The sequence below is a fragment of the Mycolicibacterium holsaticum DSM 44478 = JCM 12374 genome, from assembly GCF_019645835.1.
Lineage (GTDB): Bacteria > Actinomycetota > Actinomycetes > Mycobacteriales > Mycobacteriaceae > Mycobacterium > Mycobacterium holsaticum.
In genome coordinates this window covers 3,453,373-3,474,394 of record NZ_CP080998.1, presented here as the reverse complement: position 1 = coordinate 3,474,394, position 21,022 = coordinate 3,453,373, and the positions used below count along the sequence as shown (strand labels likewise).

Genomic DNA, 21,022 nt, shown 5'->3' with positions numbered 1-21,022 from the left:
CGGCCGGAATCTCGGCCGCTGCTCAATCTTTCGCCGCTGTGTGGCGGCATACCGCCCCGACGTCGCGTGGCCGTACCGCAAGCGCGTCGGTGAACTGACGACTACCAGAGGGAGTAACCAATGACCGGCGCGAGCACCGTCGACCTGTACTACGACCCCTTCGATTTCGCCATCGATGACGATCCGTATCCGGTCTGGAAGCGGATGCGCGACGAGGCGCCGCTCTATTACAACGAGAAGTACAACTTCTACGCGCTGAGCCGCTACGACGACGTCGCCCAGGGGCTGCACGACTGGGACACCTACCGCTCGGGCAAGGGCACCACCATGGACATCATCATGAGTGGCGTCGAGGTGCCGCCGGGGGTGATCCTGTTCGAGGACCCGCCACTGCACGACATCCATCGTCGGGTGCTGTCGAGGGTGTTCACGCCGCGCCGGATGGACGCCATCGAACCGCTGACCCGCGGATTCTGTGTCCGAGCGCTCGACGCGCTCGCCGGGGCAACCAGTTTCGACGTGATCGGTGATTTCGGCGCGCTGATTCCGATGCGGACCATCGGTTACCTGCTGGGCATCCCCGAGGAGGGCCAGCAGCAGATCCGCGACAACACCGATGCTTCGATCGGGCTGAAAGAGGGAAGCTTTCGGGCGGTATCGCAAGCCGCGTTCGAGAACGCCTATCAGCTGTTCGCCGACTACATCGAATGGCGGGCTGAAAACCCGTCAGACGATCTGATGACCCAGTTGCTCACCGCCGAGGTCGAAGAGGACGGCGAGCTGCGACCCCTGTCGCGTATCGAAGTGCTGACCTACACCAGCATGATCGCCGGCGCCGGCAACGAGACCACCACACGGCTGATCGGTTTCATCGCGCAGATGCTCGCCGAGCATCCCGATCAGCGCCGCGAACTCGTCGAGGATTTCTCGTTGATTCCCCGGGCGATCGAGGAGGTGCTGCGCTACCAGGCGCCGTCGCCCGTGCAGGCCCGCTATGTCGCGCGTGACACCGAGAGCTATGGGCAGAAGATCCCCGAGGGTTCGGTGATGTTGTTGCTCAACGGCTCTGCCAACCGAGACGAGCGGCGCTACCCCGACGGTGAGAGTTTCGACATCCATCGCACCGGAGCACACCTGTCGTTCGGCCAGGGCCTGCACTTCTGCCTCGGCTCGTCGCTGGCCCGGATGCAGGCCAGGGTCGCACTCGAGGAGATGCTGAGGCGCTGGCCGGAGTGGGAGGTCGACTACGACAACGCCGCCATGGCGCACACGTCGAGCGTACGAGGGTGGGGCAAGCTGCCCATCACGGTCGGCTAACGCGCAGTGACCCCGCGCAACAGCGTGTCGCGGACATGGATCTGGGATGCGCGGGTGCCGAGATCTCGCAGAAGGTTCTCCGGGATCCACGAGACGCCGATGACGATGCGGGCCAGCATCTCGTTGGACGGACCGTCGATGGTGATCTCACCTGACCGAACCCCCGCGGCGAGTAGGGCTTTCATCTGTCTGACGCGTTTGGTGAACAGCCACGCGATGTTGGGGGTGTCGGGTGGCGACTGCCGCATCCACGCGAGCTGGATCCGGAACTCGTCGCCGAAGTGGGCGAGGGCATTGGTGTGGATCCAACTCAACGCATCCAGCTTCTCGATCGCCGACGCGTCGGACCGCAGCACGCTGGTCCAGCCCACCTCGGCCACCTTCTCGCCGAACGACTGCATGATCGACGCCAACAGCTCCTCTTTCGAGCCGATCAAGCGGTACACCGTTCCGGTACCCAGGCCCGCCGCCGAGGCGATATCGCGGATCGTGGTGACCTCGTAGCCTTTTCGGCCGAACTCGGTGCGTGCGACCGCGCGTACGTGTGCGGCCTTGTCGTTCGGTGCGGACTCTTTCTCTTCGATCCACGACTTCACGGCGTCGTCGGCGGCGATGAACGCCGCAGAGCGATCGAGGTCGGCATCGCTGGGCGGGACAGTCGCCAGTCCCTCCAGCAGGATTCGGCACAACAGGGCCGCGGCCTTGTCGGCACCCGCACTGTGCCTGATGACGTCGAGGCCGACCTGTCGCATCGACTGGACGATCCGGTCGGCAAGGATCGGCAGATCGACGTCGGGCCGCAGATATCCGTTCCAGCGGGCGGCCCGCAGCGTCTGCACCATCGCTTCGAGGATCGCCGCCGGGCGCTGCTGGGCCAGCGCAGCGAGTTCGGGGTTGGAGGTCGGCGCCTCGTAGAACGTCATCTGCAGCGCCGCGCTGTGTGTCACGGCGCACTGGGCGATCGCCGCGCCCAACTCCACGATCCGGTCGAAGGCCGACAGCGAGGTCGGATCGTCGAGGCGGTTGAGGGCTTCTTCGGCGATGCGGTCGAGATCCTCGTGGTAACGCCGAAGCAACTCGACGAGGATCGCTTCCTTGGACTCGAAATGGTGGTAGAGGCTGCCTGGCAGAATGCCGGCGGCATCGGCGATCTCCTGAAGCGACGTCCGCAGACCGGACGTGGCGATCAGCGACGCCGCCGTCTGCAGAATCTCCGTCCGTCGGGTGCCGTCGTCGTATGAATGGCCTGCATGCGCCGCGAGGTCGGCCTTCGACGTCACGCGAGGACGCCCCACGACACCTCCATTCGCCGCTCCCGTCGACCGGTTTGGTCGAGCCGACCCAAAGTTTGGTCAAGGTTACCAGAACAGGCCCCCCGCACGGCGCCGCGCAAACCCGCGAATGCGCCGGTAGACGGGCTGCTCAACGCCGTCACGGGCCGGTGGGGGCGCGGCTGACGGTCAGTGGGCGATCGTAGGAGGTGTCGGTGTGGTCATGGGCGACGGTCATGATGTCGGCCAGAAACCCCATGGTCTCGTCGGTGATCAGCGACGTCGACTCGGTGTGCCACTCGACGATGCACACCCTCGCCGCGATCGCCCAGCGGTCGTCGCGTCGCTCCAGCCGGTCGACGTAGCGGCCCCCGTTGATGGTCAGGTGATTGGGCGGCTCGCGGTCCGTTCCGACGAACAGATAGTAGGTTTCGGCGTGCGCCTGATCGCCCGCGATCTCGGCGGTGTGGTTCAACAGGTAGTGCTGATGGCGGGTCTGCGTCCGGTGGTAGGCAAACGCCCAGTCGATGAACTCGTCGACGGGGCCCACGAAACCGATGTGCTCGTCGACCGCGTCGTCGTGGTAGGCCGAGCGCACCAGGTCGCGGTCGCGTCGATCCATCCCGCGCGCGTAGCGCTGCATGCAGTCGAGGATGTCCGCGCGATCGCAGAGCTCCCGCAGTCTGGGGTTCACAACGACGGCCCCTCCCAGGTGTCCACGGCGACGACTTCGGCGATCGGCCGCCGCTCCGCCGGACGGAACGTGACGCCTGGCCGCAGGCGGGCGACCGGCAGCAGACAGCCCTGGACGTAACCCTCGGGAATGGCGAGCATCTCCCGGACCGCCTCCTCGTGAGCCAGGTGCAGAGTCGTCACGCACGTGCCGTAGCCACGGGTGTGCAGGGCCAGCGCGAAGTTCCACACGGCCGGAAAGATCGAGCCGTACAGCGTTGCCTGAAAGAAGGACTCGTCACCGTCCACCCGGGGGAGATACGGTTCATAGCAGGGGATTACGAGCAGCGGAACCTTTGCCATGTTCTCGACCAGCCATTCGGTCGACGACATGATCCTTCGGCCGGGCATGTCGGGGGGCAGCAGGTCGGCGATCAGTTGGCCACCGACCCTCTGCAGGTAGGCGTCGCGGTACAGCGACGCCAAGCGGCCCCGCAACTCCTCGTCGGCCACGACGATCCAACGCCAGCTCTGTTGATTGGATCCGTTGGCGGCCTGCATCCCGATCCGCAGGCAGTCCTCGACGGCGCGCCGATCCACCGGCGCGTCGAGGTCGAGTGACCTTCGCGCCGACCGGGTTGACGTCAGGAGCTGGTCGATGTCCATGTCGATGTTCATGGCGCGCTCCTTGTGCTTGGCGGTCGGGCCGACCATAATCCGGAACAGATTTTTGGTCAACGATGCCAACGGCACCTCAAGGAGCGAGATGTCCTACGAAAGTACCGCCGAACCGATCAAGATCGGCTACCTCATGGACGTTCTTCTATTCGACGACTACCCGCAGGAGCGGCGCGACGACCTGACGATTCCGTTCGACATCGTCTTCGCCGACGGGCTCGAGCAGGGGTTGATCGACCGACCCGTCGAGATCGTCTACCGCGAGGTCGAGGGGCTGCCCAAGGGGTCGGTCAAGAAGGTCATCGACGCCTACGGGGAACTGGTCGACGAAGGCTGCCTGGCGGTCTTCGGCCCGCACATCGGTGACAACGCCGTGGCCATCCGCGACGACATCGTCGATCGGTTCAAGGTGCCCGCCCTCAGCGTCACTGGATCCGATGACGCGCTGAGCGAATGGTTCTTCGCCTTTCCGATGGGCTCGCACCATGACGAGCCGATCTTCTGGTCCGACCTGCTGGCCAAGGGCGGACATACCGACGTCGGGGTGCTCGTCGAGCAGTCGCTGGTGGGGGAGGCCTACCTGAAAAACTTCCGGAAAGCCTGTCAGCGCAAAGGCATCCGGATCGTCGCCGAGGCCTCCATCGCGCAGACGGCCCGTGATGTCACCGAAGCCGTACGGACCCTGTACGACGCGAAGGCCCAGGCGATCGTGCACTGCGGGTTCGGCTTCGGCATCGTTCTGGTCAACCCTGCGCTGGCTGAACTCGACTGGGATCCACCGCGGTTCGCGGGCACCGCGTGGCAGAACGCCTGGATCAACCCCGCGATGTGGAGCGCGTTCACGGGATGGACCGGCGTCGACCAGTACGACGAGACCAACAAGGTGGGCCAGCAGTTCCTCGACCGGTTCCAGCAGCACTGCGGTAGACGCCCGGAATAGTGTGTGCCCGTGGTCAACTGCGATGTCGCCCGCACCCTTTTGCGCGCGCTGACCGATGCGCATCCGCTGAGCCCGCGGGGAGTCAAGGAGGCGCTCGAGCGGGTCAAGATGCTGCCCGCCGCCTCAGGGGCTCCCGGCACCCGGGTGTCGTTCGGCAACTGGACCAGGCGGGGATGGATGGGCGCCGGCTACCTGGTGGCGCGCCGACTCGACGCCGACGGCGTCAACTCCCACTTGGTGGACCGCTTCGGCGAAGAGTGACGCTCATCCGGTGACACCGAGGCGCCGGGCGACCGCGAACACCTCGTCGTAGATCGACCCGGGGATCGTGAACGGCTGCGTGGCCACCACTTCCGCGAGGTGCGCGGCGATATCGTCGGCAGTCGGATCGCCATCCGGATCGCCACTGCGCGGCGCCAGCCAGCCGTCGCTGAGGCCGACGAACACGCGGGCGAATCGACCCGCACACGCCGAGAAGTTTTGGTGGCTGAAGTCGCAGTCCCGGCTGGCCAGAAACACCACGATCGGCGCCACCAGTTCGGGGCGGATCGCGGCGAAAAAGCCGTTCTCCTCGAGGACCTTCGGATCACCCAGCGTCTCGGTGACCATCCGGGACAGCCCGAACGGCAACACGGTGTTGGCCCGGATTCCGTGCGGATCGCCCTCGAGCGCAATCACGTTGGTCAAGCCGACAATGCCGGTCTTGGCGGCGGCGTAGTGCGCCTCCAGATGCTGGCCGAACATCCCCGCCGACGAGGCGATGAACACGAAGCGGCCGTATCCCTGCGCCCTCATCACCCGGTAGGCGGGCTGGGCTAGGTAGAACGCACCGTCGAGGTGGACCGAGAGCATGCGTCGCCAGTCTTCGGGTGTCAGCTCGTCGAACGGGATCGCGCTGAAGATCCCGGCATTGCTGATCACCGCGTCGAGCCGGCCGAACGCGTCGACGGCGGTCCGCACGACGGCCTCGCCGCCTGCGGGGCTGTCCACCGAGACGTAGGACGCGACGGCCACACCGCCGGAGGCCGTGATCTCGTCGACGACCCGGTCGGCGACCGCGGTGTCCTCCCCGTCGCCGCCCATGCTCCCGCCGAGGTCGTTGACCACGACGGACGCACCGCGCCTTGCCAACTCGAGCGCGTAGACGCGCCCGAGACCGCGTCCGGCGCCCGTCACCAAGGCGACCTGGCCGGTGAAATCGATCATCGCCCCTCCGGTCATTGACTGCGGTGCTGCCGGACTTTACGTTGGAACAGATATTTGGTCAACGAGCGAGGTGGCGTGGACGACAGCGCAGTCAGCGAGGACGCCGGTAACCCCAAACGCCTGGCGCTGCTGGCCTCCGCGCTCGCCAACCGCACGGTGGCCGTCGCGCCGACAGCCCCGGGTGAGGCGGCCTGGACCGACGGCATCACGGTGTACATCGACCCAACGGCGAGTGCGCCCAGCCAACTCCAGTCGGTCGCGGTGCAGGCGTCGCTGCTGGCCAGCGGAGGTCTGGAGCCCGACGTGGTGCGCAGGCTCACCCGGCGCCCCGCGCTGGCCCGGCGATATCTCGCGGTCGAAGGCCAGCGGGCACTGTCGACGAACGACGACCTGCTGCCGTTCGGTGTTCGTTGCCTGCTTGACCTCGACATGGCGGCGCGGGCCGATTCGGCGGTCGGGTCGCTGAAGGTCGCTGGAGCCGAGCGCGACATCGCTGACCCGCCCCCTGGCTTCGGTGTGATCAGGGCACAAAAACTGTTGGCGGCGCGTTCCGCCGTCGCACGGGCGGAATCGGTGAGCGGGCACGTCCCGCGCCGCGAGACCAACAAGGTGATAGCCGACCTCGATGACGACAGCGCCGAAGACGTGATCGACCCCTTCTCGAGCCCTGTCGGCGGTGGAGGGGCCCTCGGCAAGCTCCTGAAGCGGATGACGCGCAGTGTGCGCAAACTATCCGACGGTGGCACACCGGGTGTAGATTCGCCAACCCACCGCTCTCGCAAGGGTATTCGTGGATCCGGCGCGGTTACCTCCACGGCAGCCGGCCCCGTGGACGCCGACAGCGGGCAGGGTTCCGGGGATGAGGGCCACACATATCCGGAGTGGGACTTCGGCCGACGCTGCTACCGGCCGGACTGGTGCACGGTGCAGGAAATCGATCCCCCGATCGAAAAGGGGCCCGTGCTGGCACGGCCCGACGTGCATGCGCTGAGGCGACCCCTGACCCGGCTCGGCATCGGACTGGACCGATGCCACCGGCAGACCCAGGGCGACGATATCGACGTTGACGCCGCGGTGGAAGCGCGCGTGGAAACACTGGCGGGTTCGACGCCCGACGAGGCCGTATACCTCGACAGCTTGCGCAGACGTCGTGATCTGGCGGTGCTGATCCTGCTCGACGTCTCGGGTTCCGCCTCGGAGGCGGGAACTTTCGGGCAGACCGTGCACGAGCAGCAGCGCGCGGCCGCCGCGGCGCTGACGATTGCGCTACACGAACTCGGAGACCGCGTGGCGCTGTACGCGTTCCAGTCGCAGGGGCGTTCGGCCGTGCACCTGGTCCCGGTCAAGCGGTTCGACGACCATTTCGACACGATGGTGATGCGGCGCCTGAGCAGTCTGACCCCGGGCGCATACTCACGGCTCGGCGCGGCCATCCGGCACGGCACGGCGGTGATGACAGAGAAGGCGGGCACCTCGCGCCGCTTGCTGGTCGTGCTGTCCGACGGTTTGGCCTACGACCACGGCTACGAACGGCAGTACGGGGCGGCCGACGTACGACGGGCGTTGGGGGAGGCCCGGCGGGAGGGCATCGGCTGCCTGTGCTTGACGATTGGCGCTGCCACCGACTCCGGTGAACTGGCCAGAGTGTTCGGCAGTGCCGCGCATGCGTCCATCCCCAAACCCACGCAGCTGGCCGACGTGATCGGCCCGTTGTTCCGCGCGGCGTTGCGCACTGCCGACCTGCGTCGGCGTGTCGGTAGCCGGAAAAGCTTGAACCAAACATCTGTTCCGCGTTAGGGTCCGTAGAACCCGAGGAAGAGCGAAGGGAAAGCATGCAGGTGAAGCCGCCGCGCCCGTACTACGTGCCCGTCGCAAACGAGGAACAGGTGTTCAAGGCGGCCTACCGGCAGGGTCTCTCGATTGCGCTGAAGGGTCCGACCGGATGCGGTAAGACGCGCTTCGTCGAGGCGATGGCACACGATCTGGACCGTCCATTGGTCACCGTCTCCTGTCACGACGACCTGACCACCGCCGATCTCGTCGGCCGGTTCCTTCTGCGTGGCGGCGACACCGAGTGGGTGGACGGGCCACTGACCCGTGCCGTCCGCGACGGCGCGATCTGCTATCTGGACGAAGTCGTCGAGGCCCGCCAGGACACCACCGTCGTGCTGCATCCGCTGGCAGATCACCGGCGGCAACTGCCGATCGAGCGACTGGGCGTCACGCTGGACGCGGCGCCGGGTTTCTGCCTGGTCGTGTCGTACAACCCGGGATATCAAAGTGTGCTCAAGGATCTCAAAGACTCGACGCGCCAACGGATGGTCGCAATCGAATTCGGCTTTCCGACACACGACGTGGAAGAGAAGATCGTCGCCAACGAAGCGGCGATCGACCATGACCGCGCCGCCGAACTCGTGCGGCTCGGACAGGCGATCCGGCGGTTGGAGACCGGGGGACTCCGCGAAGTCGCCTCCACCCGAGTGCTGATCGCGGCGGGCCGGCTGATCGCCGAGGGGCTGACCCCGCGGGACGCGGCGCGGGCTGCGATCGCCGGTCCGCTCACCGATGACTCGACGGTGACCCGTGGCTTGATCGAGATGATCGACGCCTACCTGCTCGACCGGTCGCCGAACGATTGACCCTGCTCGCCACCCTCGCTAGGGTCTGAACAAATATTAGGTCTAGCCCATCCACGGAGGTTGCATGTCCTACGAGAGCACCGCGGAACCGATCAAGTTCGGGTACCTCATGGATTTCAAGCTGCCCGACCTGTATCCGCAGGAGATGAAGGAAGACCTGTCCAATCCCTTCGAGCTGATATTTGCCGACGCGGTGGAGAACGGCGAGATCGACCGGCCGATCCAGATCATCTACAAGGAGGTCGAGGGTCTTCCCAAGGGGTCGGTCAAGGCGGTGATCGACGCGTACGGCGAGCTCGTCGACGAGGGCTGTCTCGCGGTGTTCGGGCCGCACATCACCGATAACTGCGTGCCGACCCGCGAGGCCATCGAGGAGCGGTTCCGCGTTCCCGCGCTCAGCGTCACCGGCAGTGACGCCTGGTTGGGGGAGTGGACGTTTTCCTTTCCGCAGGGGTCGTTGACCGACGAGCCGATCTTCTGGGCGGACCTGTTGGCCAAGGGCGGCCACACCGAGGTGGGTGTCCTCATGGAGCAGTCCCTGGTGGGCGAGACGTATGTGAAGAACTTCCGAACTGCCTGTCGACGCAAGGGGATTCGGATCGTCGCCGAGGCGGCGATCGCGCAGACGGCACAGGACGTCTCGGCTGCGGTGCGCACCCTGTACGAAGCCAAGGCGCAGGCCGTCGTGCACGCCGGCTTCGGCTTCGGCATCGTCTTCGTCAACCCCGCCCTGGAAGAGCTCGGTTGGGATCCACCCAGGTTCACCAGCACCGCCTTCCAGAACGCGTGGATCAACCCGATCATGTGGAACGCGTTTATGGGATGGACCGGTGTCGACCAGTACGACGAGGGCAACCCCGTCGGCCAGCGGTTCCTCGACAAGTACCAGCAGAAGTTCGGCCGTCGGCCGGAATACTGTGTGCCCGTGGTGAACTGCGATGTCGCCACGGCACTGCTACGTGCGTGCACCGATGCGCACCCGCTGAGCCCGCGTGGGGTCAAGGAGGCGCTGGAACGCGTCAAGATGATGCCCGCCGCCGCGGGAGCACCGGGCACCCGTGTCTCCTTCGGCAACTGGACCCGCCGGGCCTGGATGGGTGCCGGATATCTGGTGGCCCGACGACTGGACGCCGACGGAGTCACCTCCCATCTCGTCGACCGCTTCGGTGAGGAGTAACCGATGACCACTGAAACCCCGAAGGCCGATGCCGCACCGACGGCGGCCGTCGAGCCGCCGAAGCGTTCCTGGCTCGGGCCGACGATCTCGGTGGCCGCACTTCTGGCCATCGCCGTGTTCTTCGGTGTCAACACCCGCAAGGGGCCGGGTTCCCCGCGGATAGCCAACCCGGACGTCGAGGGCGCGCCACGGCCGGTGGAGGTGCTGTTCGGGTGGAGCACGTCGACCTGGGTGGTGATCCTCGAGACCTTCACCGTCATCACGATGGCCGTCATCATCATCCTGTGGGTGGTGCACTGGCGGCGCAACCCACACAACCCCACGCTGTTGATGGCTTTGGTGACGTCGCTGATCGTGTGGCAGGACCCGATCATGAACTGGTCACCGTTCGCGGTCTACAACCCGGAACTGGCGCACCTGCCCGAGGACTGGCCACTGGTGTCGCTGTCACCGACGGTGGAGCCGTTCGTGGTTCTCGGCTACGTGATGTTCTACCTCGGACCGTACTTCCCGGCCGTCTGGATCCTTCGAAAACTGCAGGCGCGCAGACCCGTTGATTCATTCGTGTGGCGTCACCCGCTGATCAGCCTGGCGGCCATCATCTTCCCGATCGGCGTGGTCGTCGACGCGGCGCTCGAGATCACCTTGGTGCGCACCGGCATGTACATCTATTCGCAGGTGCCGCCGTGGGCGTCGGTGTTCACCGGAGATACCTATCAGTTCCCGCTGATCTGGGAAGTGGTGGCGGTGACGTTCGTGATGATCCCCGCCGGTGTGCTGCTCTACCGCGACGACACCGGTAAATCCGTCGCGGAGAAGCTGGCTCAGCGTGCCCGGATTTTCCCCTCGAAACCCAGACTGGGCACCTTCATTGTGATGTTCGTGATCATCAATATCGCCTACTTCTGTTACGGCGGGCTGTTCGCGATCGTGAAGGCAACCAAGATCTCCACCTCGGTGGCCTGCCCGTGGCCCTATCCGGAAGTGAAGATCTATGACCCGCAAGGCTTCTACGAGGAAAACGGTCAGGAGGGTCCGTACTCCGTGGGGATCATGTCGACCTGGATGAGCGGACAGCCCGACGGGCGACCGGATGTGGAGCTGGGCGCCAAGAGCGACCGGTGCGCACCGGAAGCGCAGAGGTGATGAGCGCTTGACTGAACCGCGCAGCGTCGTCATCACCGGTGCCTCACGGGGCCTCGGCCTGGCATCCGCATCGCAGCTGTACCGGCAGGGCTGGCGGGTGGTGGCGGCCATGCGGTCGGTCGACGCGGGGCTGCAGCGGCTTCGTGAGGCCACGGGAGCGGCACCGGACGATCCGAACCTGATCGGTGTCGCCCTCGACCTCACCGACCCCGCGTCGATCACGGCCGCGGCCAAGTCGATCGAGGAGGCCGTCGGCGCGCCGTATGCACTGGTGCACAACGCCGGAATCTCGGCGGCCGGAATGGTCGAAGAAACCCCGGTGAGCTTGTGGGAGCAGATGTTCGCGACCAACATCTTCGGACCCGTCGCGCTCACCAAGGCGCTGCTGCCCGCCATGCGCGAGGCCGGACGCGGCCGCATCGTTCTGGTGTCGAGCCAGAGTGGGGCACGGGGAATGCCTGCCACCGCACCGTATTCGGCCGTCAAAGGGGCGCTGGAACGCTGGGGCGAGTCGATGGCCGCCGAGGTCGCGCCGTTCGGCATCGGGGTGACGATCCTGGTGACCGGCACCTACGACACCGAGATCATCACCGACGCGGGAACCAACGACTGCCGTGATCTCGACGGTCCGTACGCCCCGCACCATGCCACGATGGACAAGCGCGGGCGTGCGGCGATGCGCATCGCCGCACGATCGCCGGAGAAGTTCGCGGTGGGCCTGGCCAAAGCGCTCGACAGCTCAAAACCGTTCGTCAAACGACCGGTGGGTCCTGACGCACGAATGTTGTTGATCGCCAACCGGATGATGCCCTCGGCCGCGCTGCACCAGATGATCCGGCTGATGATGGGTATCCCGCGTTTCGGCGCACTTGCAAGGGGAAACACAGACCATGGCTGACGTTCGCTTCGAATCCAAGATGATGATCGACGGCAAGCTCGTCGACGGCGAGGCAGGCACCTTCACCAACATCAACCCGGCGACCGAAGAGGTGCTCGGAGAAGTGGCCGACGCGTCGACGGCCGATATGCACCGTGCGATCGACGCTGCACGTCGCGCCTTCGACGAAACCGACTGGTCGACCAACCATGCGTTCCGCCAGCGGTGCCTGTTGCAACTGCAGGAGGCGCTGAAGTCGGAACAGGAAGAGCTGCGTGAGGAACTCATCCTCGAGGTCGGCTGCCCGCGCGCCATCACGCACGGCCCGCAGCTTGACGCGCCGCTGTCCGATGCGTTGCGGTACCCGGCTCGGCTGATCGACGAATACCCCTGGGAGACCTCGCTGGGCGATGCGCTCGTGTCGGTCACCGGGGTCAACACCACCCGCAAAGTCTGGCGTGAGCCCGTCGGCGTGGTCGGGGCGATCGTGCCGTGGAACTTCCCGTTCGAGGTCAGCATCCAGAAGATCGGCCAGGCACTGGGGACCGGCAACACCGTCGTGCTAAAACCCGCACCTAACACGCCGTACAACGCGACTCGGCTGGGTCGGCTGATCGCGGAGAACACTGACATCCCACCGGGTGTCGTCAACGTCGTCACCGCCTCCGATCATTTCGTGGGCGAGGAACTCACCCTGTCACCGAAGGTGGATCTGATCTCGTTCACCGGATCCACCGTCGTCGGTCGACGGATCATGGAGAAGGGCGCGGCGACGATGAAGCGGCTGTTCCTCGAACTCGGTGGCAAGTCGGCGACCATCGTGCTGGAGGACGCGGATTTCGCGCTGGGCTGCATGATGGGCATCGCGCCGTGCATGCACGCCGGCCAGGGCTGCGCCAACCCGACGCGGCTGCTGCTGCCTCGATCCCGCTACGACGAAGGCGTGGAGATCCTCAAGGGCATCTACGAAGGCGTCGCAGCGGGGGACCCGCAGGACCCCGGCACGCTGTGCGGTCCGGTGATCTCCGACAGACAACGCAGCCGCATCCGCGGATACATCCACAAGGGTGTCGAGGAAGGCGCGACGCTGCTGGTCGGCGGCGCCGAGGCGCCCGACGGTATGGACAAGGGCTTCTTCGTCAAGCCAACGCTGTTCGTCGATGTGGACAACTCGATGACGATCGCGCAGGAGGAGATCTTTGGGCCCGTCCTCTCGGTGATTCCGTTCGACGACGAGGATGACGCGGTGCGCATCGCCAACGACAGCCCGTACGGCCTGGCCGGCAACGTCATGGCGGGCACCCTGGACCGTGCTCTTTCGGTGGCCAAACGACTTCGGGCCGGCTTCATCGGCCTGAACGGCACCGCCGGCTACGGCGCCGATACACCGTTCGGCGGATACAAGGCCAGCGGCGTCGGACGCCAGAACGGTGTTGCGGGGTTCGACCAGTACACCGAGATCAAGTCCGTCGCCTACCCGGCCGGCTGAGGAGGACACCGTGCAGCAGCTGTTTGACGACCTCGACGACTTCGGCGAGTTCGACGACTTCGTATCGGGGGATGTGCGCGACCCGTACACCGAACTGGCGAGGTTGCGTCGGGAAGAGCCCATTCAGAAGATCGAGATCCCCGGCATACCAGGGCAAGAGGGTAAGCCGATCGTCATGGTGTATCGCTATGAGGAAGCCCAGCAGATGCTGCGGGACAACGAAACGTTCTCCTCGGCGATCATCATCCAGGCGTTCGGCGATGTGTTCGGCAAGCATGTGATGCTCGGCATGGATGAACCCGAACACGGCAGGCATCGAGCGCTGGTGGCAAAGGCGTTCTCGCAGAAGGCCTTAGCTCGCTGGGAAGACACCTTGGTGACCAAGATCGGTAACTCGATGATCGACCGGTTCGCCGACCGGGGCAGCGCCGATCTGGCCAAGGAGTTCAACTTCCCGTACCCCACGCTGATCATCGCTGGGCTACTCGGCTTGCCTCGAGACGACTATGCGCAGTTTCAGAAGTGGTCCATCTCGCTGCTGTCGTTCACCGTCAACGCCGAGCGCGGCCGCCAAGCCTCCCTGGCGCTGGCCGATTACTTCGCCCCGATCCTCGCTGCGCGCCGGGAAGAACCCCGCGACGACCTCATCAGCGGACTGGCCGCAGCCGAGATCGACGGGGAGAAACTCTCGGACGAGGAGATCTACTCGTTTCTGCGGCTGCTTCTTCCGGCCGGGGTCGAAACCACCTACCGCGCACTGGGAAACCTGTTGTTCGGCTTGCTGAGCAATCCCGAACAGCTCGAGGCCCTTCGAGCCGACCGTTCCTTGATACCGCAGGCGATCGAAGAAGCGGTGCGCTGGGAGCCCCCGCTGAGCATGATCACCCGGGTGGCCAGTCGGGACACCGAACTCGGCGGCGTGCAGATCCCCGAGGGTTCCTCGGTGATGCCGGTGCTGGGCGCGGCCAATCGGCAAGACGAACGTTTCGCGCACCCCGATCAGTTCGACATCTTCCGCGAGGCCAAGGCCAACATCGGCTGGGGCTACGGTGTGCACATCTGCCTCGGCATGCATCTGGCGCGGATGGAGATGCGGGTGGCGCTGAACCTGTTGCTGGACCGGCTGCCGAACCTACGGATGAATCCCGCGGCCGACGACCCCTACATCCGCGGGCAGGTGTTTCGCTCACCGACTTCGGTGCCCGTCGTGTTCGACACCCCAGCCGGTCGATGACCGAACTGCGTTTCGACGGCAAGGTGGTCGTCGTCACGGGAGCCGGCCGGGGCATCGGTCGCAGCCACGCATTGCTGCTGGCTGCCAAGGGGGCTGCAGTCGTCGTCGCCGACAACGGGGCCAGTATCGACGGCACCGCTTGGCGCACTGGGCCCGCCGACGCCGTGGCTGCTGAGATCGCGCAGTCCGGGGGCAGCGCGGTGGCGTGCAGTGCGTCGGTCGCCGACGAAGACGGGGCGAAATCGATCGTCGACACGGCTGTCGACGCCTTCGGCCGCATCGACGCGGTGATCAACAACGCGGGCGTGCACGACCCGGGTCTGTTCGAGACTCTGTCGGTCGAGCGGTTCCGCGCGATGCTTGACGTGCACTTCTTCGGAACGCTTTTTCTGTCGCGGGCCGCATGGCCGCACCTTCGCAACGCGGGCCACGGGCGCATCGTCAACACCGTTTCGGAGGCCATGCTCGGTGGCATCCCGGAACTGACCAGCTACGGGGCTGCCAAGGGCGCGGTCTTGGGGCTGACGCGCAACCTGGCCACGGAGGGGGTCACCCACGGCATCGGGGTCAACGCACTGGCGCCGCGCGCCTACACGCGCATGTCGGCGTCGCAGGCAAAGCAGTTGGCCGAGCAGTTCGCCCTGTCCGAGGACGCCATGGCCGAGATCAATGCTGGTATGCCGCCTGAACTGTGTTCTCCCGCAGCGGCTTTCCTGGCGCACGAGTCATGCCCGCTCAACGGCGAAGTCCTGATGGCCGGTATGGGCGGTGTCTCGCGCCTGGCGGTCGTGCGCACCCAGGGCATCTGGAAGTCGCCGCTGACCGCCGAGGACATCGCCGACAACCTCGATCAGATCATGAACGTCAACGACGCCTACACCACCGAAGCAACCAGGAGTGTCCTGTGACCGATTTCGAGAACGTCGACTTCTTCACCGACGAAACGCTCGTAACCGACCCGTACCCCTACTTCGACCATCTGCGATCCAAATGCCCTGTGGTGCAAGCGACCCCGTTGAACGTGTTGGCCGTCACCGGATATGAAGAGGCGCTGGCCGTGTACAAGGACTCCAGCTTCTCATCCTGCGTGTCGGTCGCCGGGCCGTTCTCCGGCATGCCTTTCGGCCCGGGTGAGTCCGATGACGTCTCCGAACTGATCGAGCAACACCGCGCGGCCGTACCGATGGCCGAACACATCACCGCGCAGGATCCGCCGTTGCACACCCGGACGCGGGGTTTGTTGAACAAACTCATCACGCCCAAGCGCCTGAAAGAGAACGAAGACTTCATGTGGCGGTTGGCCGACCAGCAACTCGACACCTTCCTGGACAAGGGCAGCTGCGAATTCCTGACCGCGTACGCCAAACCGTTCTCCCTGTTGGTCATCGCCGACCTTCTCGGTGTGCCCGTCGAAGACCATGAAGAGTTCAAAGGGGTCTTCGCGATGGAGACGGTCGGGGAGCTCGGCAAGGACGCGCCGACATCGCACAACCCGCTGGAGTGGCTCAACGACAAGTTCTACTCCTATATCGAGGACCGCAGGCGGTCACCGCGCGAGGACGTGCTGACCGAACTCGCACACGCCAAGTACGAAGACGGGTCGACCCCCGAAATCGAGGACGTGATGAACGTCTCGACGTTCCTGTTCGCCGCCGGTACCGAGACGACGACGAAGCTGGTCAGCTCGGCGGTGCGGTTCATCGCCGACAATTCCGGCTACGAAAAGGAACTCCGCGACGACCGCAGCAAGATCCCGGCTTTCCTCGAAGAGACATTGCGGATGGAAAGCCCGGTCAAATCCCACTTCCGGATGGCGCGCACCACTACGAAGATCGGCGACGTCGACGTGCCCGCCGGCACCATCGTGATGCTGCTGCCCGGCGCGTGCAACCGCGACGCACGGAAGTTCGCCGACCCCCATACGTTCCAAGTGGACCGTCCGAACGTGCGTGAACAAATAGCGTTTGTCCGCGGCATCCATTCGTGCCCGGGTGCACCGCTGGCTCGCGCTGAGGGGCGGATCTCGTTGAACCGGATCCTCGACCGGATGGAGGACATCACGATCTCCGCCGAACAACACGGCCCGCCGGACAACCGCAACTTCACCTTCGAGCCGACGTTCATCATGCGCGGCCTGTCCGAACTGCACATCACGTTCACGCCGACCGCCTAGACCGGCAGAAGAAAAGGAGTACGAGATGACCGGAAAGCTTGCCGGGAAGGTCGCTTTCATCACCGGTGCGGCGCGTGGTCAGGGCCGCGCGCACGCCATCGCGATGGCCAGGGAAGGCGCGGACATCATCGCGGTCGACATCTGCCGCGACATCCCGTCCAATCCCTATCCGCTGGCCACACCGGAGGATCTCACCGAGACCGAACGGTCGATCGAGGAGATCGGCAGACGCGTCATCGCGCGGGTGGCCGATGTCCGGGAGCGCCATGAACTGCGCGAGGCCGTCGAAGTGGGCGTGGCCGATCTCGGCAAGATCGACATCGTCGTGGCCAACGCCGGCATCCTGCCGATGGCGATGGGCAACCCGGATCCTATGGGATTCGTGGACGCCTCGGATGTCGACCTGGTGGGGGTGATGAACACTGTCGCGGTGGCGATCCCGCATCTGCCCGACGGCGCGTCGATCATCGTCACCGGCTCGACCGCCGGCATGATCCGCGGCACCACCACCAGCCCCGACATGGGCCCCGGCGGCGCCGGCTACGGATGGAGTAAGCGCATCGTGATGGAATACGTCGACGAGATGTGTCTTCATCTGGCGCCCAGGATGATTCGCGTCAACGCCATCCACCCGACCAACTGCAACACCCACCTGCTGCAGAACGAGGGTATGTACGGCGTGTTCCGGCCCGACCTCAAGGCCGAAGGTAAGACGCCGACCCGCGAGGACGCCGAACCGTTGTTCACGCTCTTCCAGGCGATGCCGATCCCGTACATCGAACCGGAGGACATGGCCAACCTCGGGGTGTTCCTGGCCAGTGACGACAGCCGGTACATCACCGGACAGCACATCCGCGTCGACGCCGGTTCCCTGCTCAAGTGGCCCAACGGGCCCGGCGGCTAAGGCCGGTGCAGGAACCCGTGCAGGACCGCCTGCACGAGTTCGTCGACGATCGCCTCACGCGGTGGCGGCCGGTTGCCGAAGAAGGTCGAGCGCAGGGCGACCATGCCGACGATCATCGCCACCGTCGAGTGCGCGGGCAGATCGGGTTGGCCCGAACGCATTCCGCGTAGCTGCATCCCCTCGGCGCTGATCTGACCGAGCAGGGTGAGGGCCCGTCTGATATCGGCGATGCCCGCGCTTTCGATCTCGTCGTCGCTGAGCCCGTCGGATGCGACCAGGGTCAGCAGCAGGCCCTGATGTTCGACGAGCACGTCGTAGAGTCGGCCGACGAACTGCCGGCTCAGTTCCTCTTCGGTGACTTTGTCGGGGATGACGGCCTGCCATGTCTTGCCGAAGTCGTCGACGAAGTCTGTGAACGGCAGGACCAGCGCCTCCCGGAACAGGCCCGCCTTCGAGCCGAAGTGGCGAAACAACAGGTATTCGGTGACGCCGGCTGCTTCGGCGATCTCACGGGTCGTCGTCGCGCGGTAGTCGCGGCGGGCGAACAGTTCACGGGCGGCGTCGAGCAGCAGCCTGCGGGCCTCGCCACGCGGACGCCTGACCGCGGTGGTGGGCTGCTTCTTGGCCGAGCGCCGCTGGGACACGGATTCTCACTTTCTGGACCGCGCTGAGAGCGGCTGACGACATAGACGATAGCTGTCCTTGACCAAACCCAAGTAACAGTGTGCACTATTACGCATGGGTCAACTCATCATGCTCGGGACGCTGTTCGGGCTGATCATCGTGATTTTCGGCGTGGTGATCTACTTCGATCCCGAAGCGCGCGGCAGTGCCAACGAGGACCGCCGGTGAACACCGGGCTGACGCCGGCTCTGATCGCCGGCCTGTCGTTCGCCTACGTCGGCGGTGTCCTGTTTCTGGCCTACGGCGTGTTCCTGAGCCTCCGGCGTGGCCGCCTGCACCCGCTGCTGCTGGTTTCCATCTCCGCGATCTCGTTCTCGTGGATCGAGGCGCCCTACGACTGGGCGGTGTACGCCCAATTTCCGCCTGCGCTGCCGCGCATGCCGTCGTGGTGGCCGTTGAACATGACGTGGGGCGGCGGGTTGCCGTCGGCCGTGCCGATCGGTTACATCGCCTATTTTGTGTTGCCCGCGGTGATCGGTGCGGCGCTCGGGCGGCGGATCATCCGCGGGTTCGGTTGGCGCGCACCGCAGACCCTGTTGGTCGTGGGCTTGGTCGTGGGGTTCTGCTGGGCCCTGTTGTTCAACGGGTTCTTCGGTCCCCGGCTCGGGGTCTTCTACTACGGCTACATCATTCCCGGGCTCGGGCTGTTCGAGGGCAGCAAGTTCCAGTACCCGCTCTATGACGCGCTCGCGATGGGTGTGCAGATGATGGTCTTCACCTACCTGCTCGGCCGCACCGACTCCGAAGGCCGCAACGTCATCGACATGTTGGCGGACAGATTGTCCAGCACGCGGGTCCAGTCGACCATCGTGTCGATCGTGGCCGCCGTCCTGGTCGGGCACGCCGTCTACGGCGCGGTTTTCGCGCCCCACCTGGTGACGAAGCTTGCCGGATACGTGACCTCGGGGCCGTCCGAACAGCTGTTCCCCGGCGTGCCGAACCAACCCAGATAACCGCTGGCGCTGCGTCTTTCGCGCCCGCTCGCGCACGTCGCAACTGGTGGCTGACAATGGTCTGGGAACGGGCCGGACACCAATATGCCGATTACCTCCCTGCCGGGTCAGCGGTCGCCGTAATCTGCGACGTGCGGATCCTTTCACCTGCGAAAGGAGGACCCCGGATGCCAACGTTCCGGCGTTATCTACTTTTGGGTGTGACGACCGCGGCGCTGCCCGCCACCGTCTTGGCCGGTGCGCCCGCCGCATATGCGGATTGCACGAATGCCGGCGCTGCCACAGTGTGTGCGCAGGGGTCGGTGCGCGGCGGCGGGCCGGATGCGCCGGTTGCCGGTCCCGTCTACCCCGGCTACTGCGCCGATCCGTGGTACTGCAGCGACGACTGGGGAATCGACGTGATCATCAACCCGAATCCGCCCCGTCCTCCCGTTGACATCGGGCGTCCGGGCCGGCCGGGACCACGCTGAGTGGATCCAGAAAGTCATCCAGTTGAGCAAGGAGGTTCTCATGTTCTCTCGCAGTGTCTTTGGTGTCGGCATGGTCGCCGGCGCGATGCTCTTCGGCGCCGTGGCGACGGCTCATGCCGATCCGCCGAACTGCACGGCCGCTGATCTGTCCGGGGTGATGGCCGGCGTTTCCGCGGGCACGTCGACGTATCTGTTCACCCACCCCGACGTGAACGCGTTCTTCACCGGTCTCAAGGGCAAGCCACGCGATGAGATGGTCACGGAGATCAAGGCCTATATGGATGCCAATCCACGGGTGCGCGACGAGCTGCGGGCGGTCAGGCAGTCCGCCACCGACTTCCGCGCGCGCTGCGACGCACCGCTGCCCGACATGCCGATGGACCAGTGACGAATGCTGACAGACTGGCCTCATGCGCACTACACGGAAGTGCTGGCTCACCGACATGGACGGCGTGCTGGTCCGCGAAGAGCACGCGTTGCCCGGTGCCGCCGAATTCCTGCAGCGGCTGCTCGAACGTGAGCGGCCGTTTCTGGTCCTGACGAACAACTCGATCTTCACCCCGCGTGATCTCTCGGCGCGCCTGTTGCGCTGCGGCCTGGCGGTGCCAGAGGGCGCGATCTGGACGTCGGCGCTGGCCACCGCGGCGTTCCTCGACGGCCAGTTGCCCGGCGGATCGGCCTATGTCATCGGCGAAGCCGGGCTGACCACCGCGCTGCACGAGCTCGGCTACACCCTCACCGACATCGAGCCGGATTTCGTGGTGCTCGGTGAGACCAGGACGTATTCGTTCACCGCGATCACCAGGGCCATCCGGCTGATCCTGGGTGGCGCCCGGTTCATCGCCACCAACCCCGACGTCACCGGCCCGTCAGCCGAGGGGCCGCTGCCGGCCACCGGGTCGGTGGCGGCGATGATCACCAAGGCCACCGGGCGCGAACCCTACTTCGTCGGCAAGCCCAACCCGATGATGTTCCGCAGCGCGCTGAACCGGATCGAGGCGCATTCCGAGAGCACCGTGATGGTCGGTGACCGGATGGACACCGACGTCGTCGCCGGCATCGAAGCGGGGTTGGAGACCATCCTGGTGCTCACCGGGTCCACGTCGCCCGACGAAATCGACCGCTACCCGTTCCGTCCGAGCCGGGTCCTGCCGTCGATCGCCGAGGCTATCGAGTTGATCTGACAGACGTG

General features: G+C 65.6%; 20 protein-coding genes and 1 pseudogene. 16 read left to right on the top strand and 5 right to left on the bottom strand.

Going from position 1 to position 21,022, the window contains the following annotated elements; all coding sequences use genetic code 11:
- Positions 1 to 120 precede the first annotated feature (120 nt).
- Complete coding sequence (locus K3U96_RS16875; protein WP_220690461.1) at positions 121 to 1,317, top strand: cytochrome P450; 1,197 nt, start codon at positions 121 to 123, stop codon at positions 1,315 to 1,317.
- On the opposite strand, the gene K3U96_RS16870 is transcribed toward K3U96_RS16875, so the two are convergent.
- The 3 genes from K3U96_RS16870 to K3U96_RS16860 all read right to left on the bottom strand — a co-directional run bounded on the left by K3U96_RS16870 (position 1,314) and on the right by K3U96_RS16860 (position 3,926).
- Positions 1,314 to 2,612, bottom strand: coding sequence for a TetR/AcrR family transcriptional regulator (locus K3U96_RS16870; RefSeq protein ID WP_220690460.1), 1,299 nt, complete (start codon positions 2,610 to 2,612; stop codon positions 1,314 to 1,316). The two genes, K3U96_RS16875 and K3U96_RS16870, sit on opposite strands and share 4 nt — an antisense overlap.
- A 136-nt stretch (positions 2,613 to 2,748) precedes the next feature.
- Entirely contained in the window at positions 2,749 to 3,282 is a 534-nt protein-coding gene (locus K3U96_RS16865; RefSeq protein ID WP_230982177.1) for a nuclear transport factor 2 family protein, read from the bottom strand.
- A complete protein-coding gene (locus K3U96_RS16860; RefSeq protein ID WP_220693559.1) occupies positions 3,279 to 3,926 on the bottom strand; it encodes a nitroreductase family protein in 648 nt (215 codons plus the stop codon). The genes K3U96_RS16865 and K3U96_RS16860 overlap by 4 nt, the downstream gene beginning before the upstream one ends.
- A 100-nt stretch (positions 3,927 to 4,026) precedes the next feature.
- On the opposite strand from K3U96_RS16860, the pseudogene K3U96_RS16855 reads away from it, so the two are divergent.
- A pseudogene (locus K3U96_RS16855) lies at positions 4,027 to 5,139 on the top strand (ABC transporter substrate-binding protein).
- Positions 5,140 to 5,142: 3 nt separating this feature from the next.
- Here the strand turns inward: K3U96_RS16855 and K3U96_RS16850 are convergent.
- On the bottom strand, positions 5,143 to 6,084 hold the full coding sequence (locus K3U96_RS16850) for an SDR family NAD(P)-dependent oxidoreductase (RefSeq protein ID WP_220690459.1): 942 nt from the start codon (positions 6,082 to 6,084) through the stop codon (positions 5,143 to 5,145).
- A gap of 75 nt (positions 6,085 to 6,159) precedes the next feature.
- Here K3U96_RS16850 and K3U96_RS16845 point away from each other — a divergent pair, with 75 nt between their 5' ends.
- The 10 genes from K3U96_RS16845 (at position 6,160) to K3U96_RS16800 (ending at position 17,723) form a co-directional block, all read left to right on the top strand.
- Positions 6,160 to 7,881 carry a nitric oxide reductase activation protein NorD gene (locus K3U96_RS16845; RefSeq protein WP_220690458.1) on the top strand — a complete coding sequence of 574 codons (1,722 nt, stop codon included), beginning with the start codon at positions 6,160 to 6,162 and terminating at the stop codon, positions 7,879 to 7,881.
- A gap of 35 nt (positions 7,882 to 7,916) precedes the next feature.
- The gene (locus K3U96_RS16840) at positions 7,917 to 8,723 is read left to right on the top strand and encodes a CbbQ/NirQ/NorQ/GpvN family protein (RefSeq protein WP_220690457.1); all 807 of its coding nucleotides are present in this window, start codon (positions 7,917 to 7,919) and stop codon (positions 8,721 to 8,723) included.
- Positions 8,724 to 8,787: 64 nt separating this feature from the next.
- Positions 8,788 to 9,900: an ABC transporter substrate-binding protein gene (locus K3U96_RS16835; RefSeq protein ID WP_220690456.1), complete on the top strand. Its 1,113-nt coding sequence runs from the start codon at positions 8,788 to 8,790 to the stop codon at positions 9,898 to 9,900.
- A 3-nt stretch (positions 9,901 to 9,903) separates the two neighbouring features.
- A complete protein-coding gene (locus K3U96_RS16830; RefSeq protein WP_220690455.1) occupies positions 9,904 to 11,046 on the top strand; it encodes a spirocyclase AveC family protein in 1,143 nt (380 codons plus the stop codon).
- Between the two features lie 7 nt (positions 11,047 to 11,053).
- Complete coding sequence (locus tag K3U96_RS16825; protein ID WP_230982176.1) at positions 11,054 to 11,944, top strand: SDR family oxidoreductase; 891 nt, start codon at positions 11,054 to 11,056, stop codon at positions 11,942 to 11,944.
- The gene (locus K3U96_RS16820; RefSeq protein WP_220690453.1) at positions 11,937 to 13,412 is read left to right on the top strand and encodes an aldehyde dehydrogenase family protein; all 1,476 of its coding nucleotides are present in this window, start codon (positions 11,937 to 11,939) and stop codon (positions 13,410 to 13,412) included. Before K3U96_RS16825 ends, K3U96_RS16820 begins: the two co-directional genes overlap by 8 nt.
- 10 nt (positions 13,413 to 13,422) lie before the next feature.
- Entirely contained in the window at positions 13,423 to 14,646 is a 1,224-nt protein-coding gene (locus K3U96_RS16815; RefSeq protein ID WP_220690452.1) for a cytochrome P450, read from the top strand.
- Entirely contained in the window at positions 14,643 to 15,554 is a 912-nt protein-coding gene (locus K3U96_RS16810; protein ID WP_220690451.1) for an SDR family NAD(P)-dependent oxidoreductase, read from the top strand. The genes K3U96_RS16815 and K3U96_RS16810 overlap by 4 nt, the downstream gene beginning before the upstream one ends.
- Entirely contained in the window at positions 15,551 to 16,819 is a 1,269-nt protein-coding gene (locus tag K3U96_RS16805) for a cytochrome P450 (protein WP_220690450.1), read from the top strand. Before K3U96_RS16810 ends, K3U96_RS16805 begins: the two co-directional genes overlap by 4 nt.
- Positions 16,820 to 16,844: 25 nt before the next feature.
- On the top strand, positions 16,845 to 17,723 hold the full coding sequence (locus K3U96_RS16800) for a mycofactocin-coupled SDR family oxidoreductase (RefSeq protein WP_220690449.1): 879 nt from the start codon (positions 16,845 to 16,847) through the stop codon (positions 17,721 to 17,723).
- Here K3U96_RS16800 and K3U96_RS16795 read toward each other — a convergent pair.
- Complete coding sequence (locus K3U96_RS16795) at positions 17,720 to 18,367, bottom strand: TetR/AcrR family transcriptional regulator (protein WP_220690448.1); 648 nt, start codon at positions 18,365 to 18,367, stop codon at positions 17,720 to 17,722. The genes K3U96_RS16800 and K3U96_RS16795 overlap by 4 nt on opposite strands.
- 204 nt (positions 18,368 to 18,571) lie before the next feature.
- Between K3U96_RS16795 and K3U96_RS16790 the strand changes: the two genes are divergently transcribed.
- The 4 genes from K3U96_RS16790 to K3U96_RS16775 all read left to right on the top strand — a co-directional run bounded on the left by K3U96_RS16790 (position 18,572) and on the right by K3U96_RS16775 (position 21,014).
- Positions 18,572 to 19,360, top strand: a complete 789-nt coding sequence (locus K3U96_RS16790) for a spirocyclase AveC family protein (protein WP_220690447.1) — start codon at positions 18,572 to 18,574, stop codon at positions 19,358 to 19,360.
- A 167-nt stretch (positions 19,361 to 19,527) separates the two neighbouring features.
- Positions 19,528 to 19,830 carry a hypothetical protein gene (locus K3U96_RS16785; RefSeq protein WP_220690446.1) on the top strand — a complete coding sequence of 101 codons (303 nt, stop codon included), beginning with the start codon at positions 19,528 to 19,530 and terminating at the stop codon, positions 19,828 to 19,830.
- Between the two features lie 40 nt (positions 19,831 to 19,870).
- A complete protein-coding gene (locus K3U96_RS16780; protein WP_220690445.1) occupies positions 19,871 to 20,218 on the top strand; it encodes a heme-binding protein in 348 nt (115 codons plus the stop codon).
- Positions 20,219 to 20,240: 22 nt separating this feature from the next.
- A complete protein-coding gene (locus K3U96_RS16775) occupies positions 20,241 to 21,014 on the top strand; it encodes an HAD-IIA family hydrolase (RefSeq protein ID WP_069407627.1) in 774 nt (257 codons plus the stop codon).
- The last annotated feature ends 8 nt before the right edge of the window (positions 21,015 to 21,022 follow it).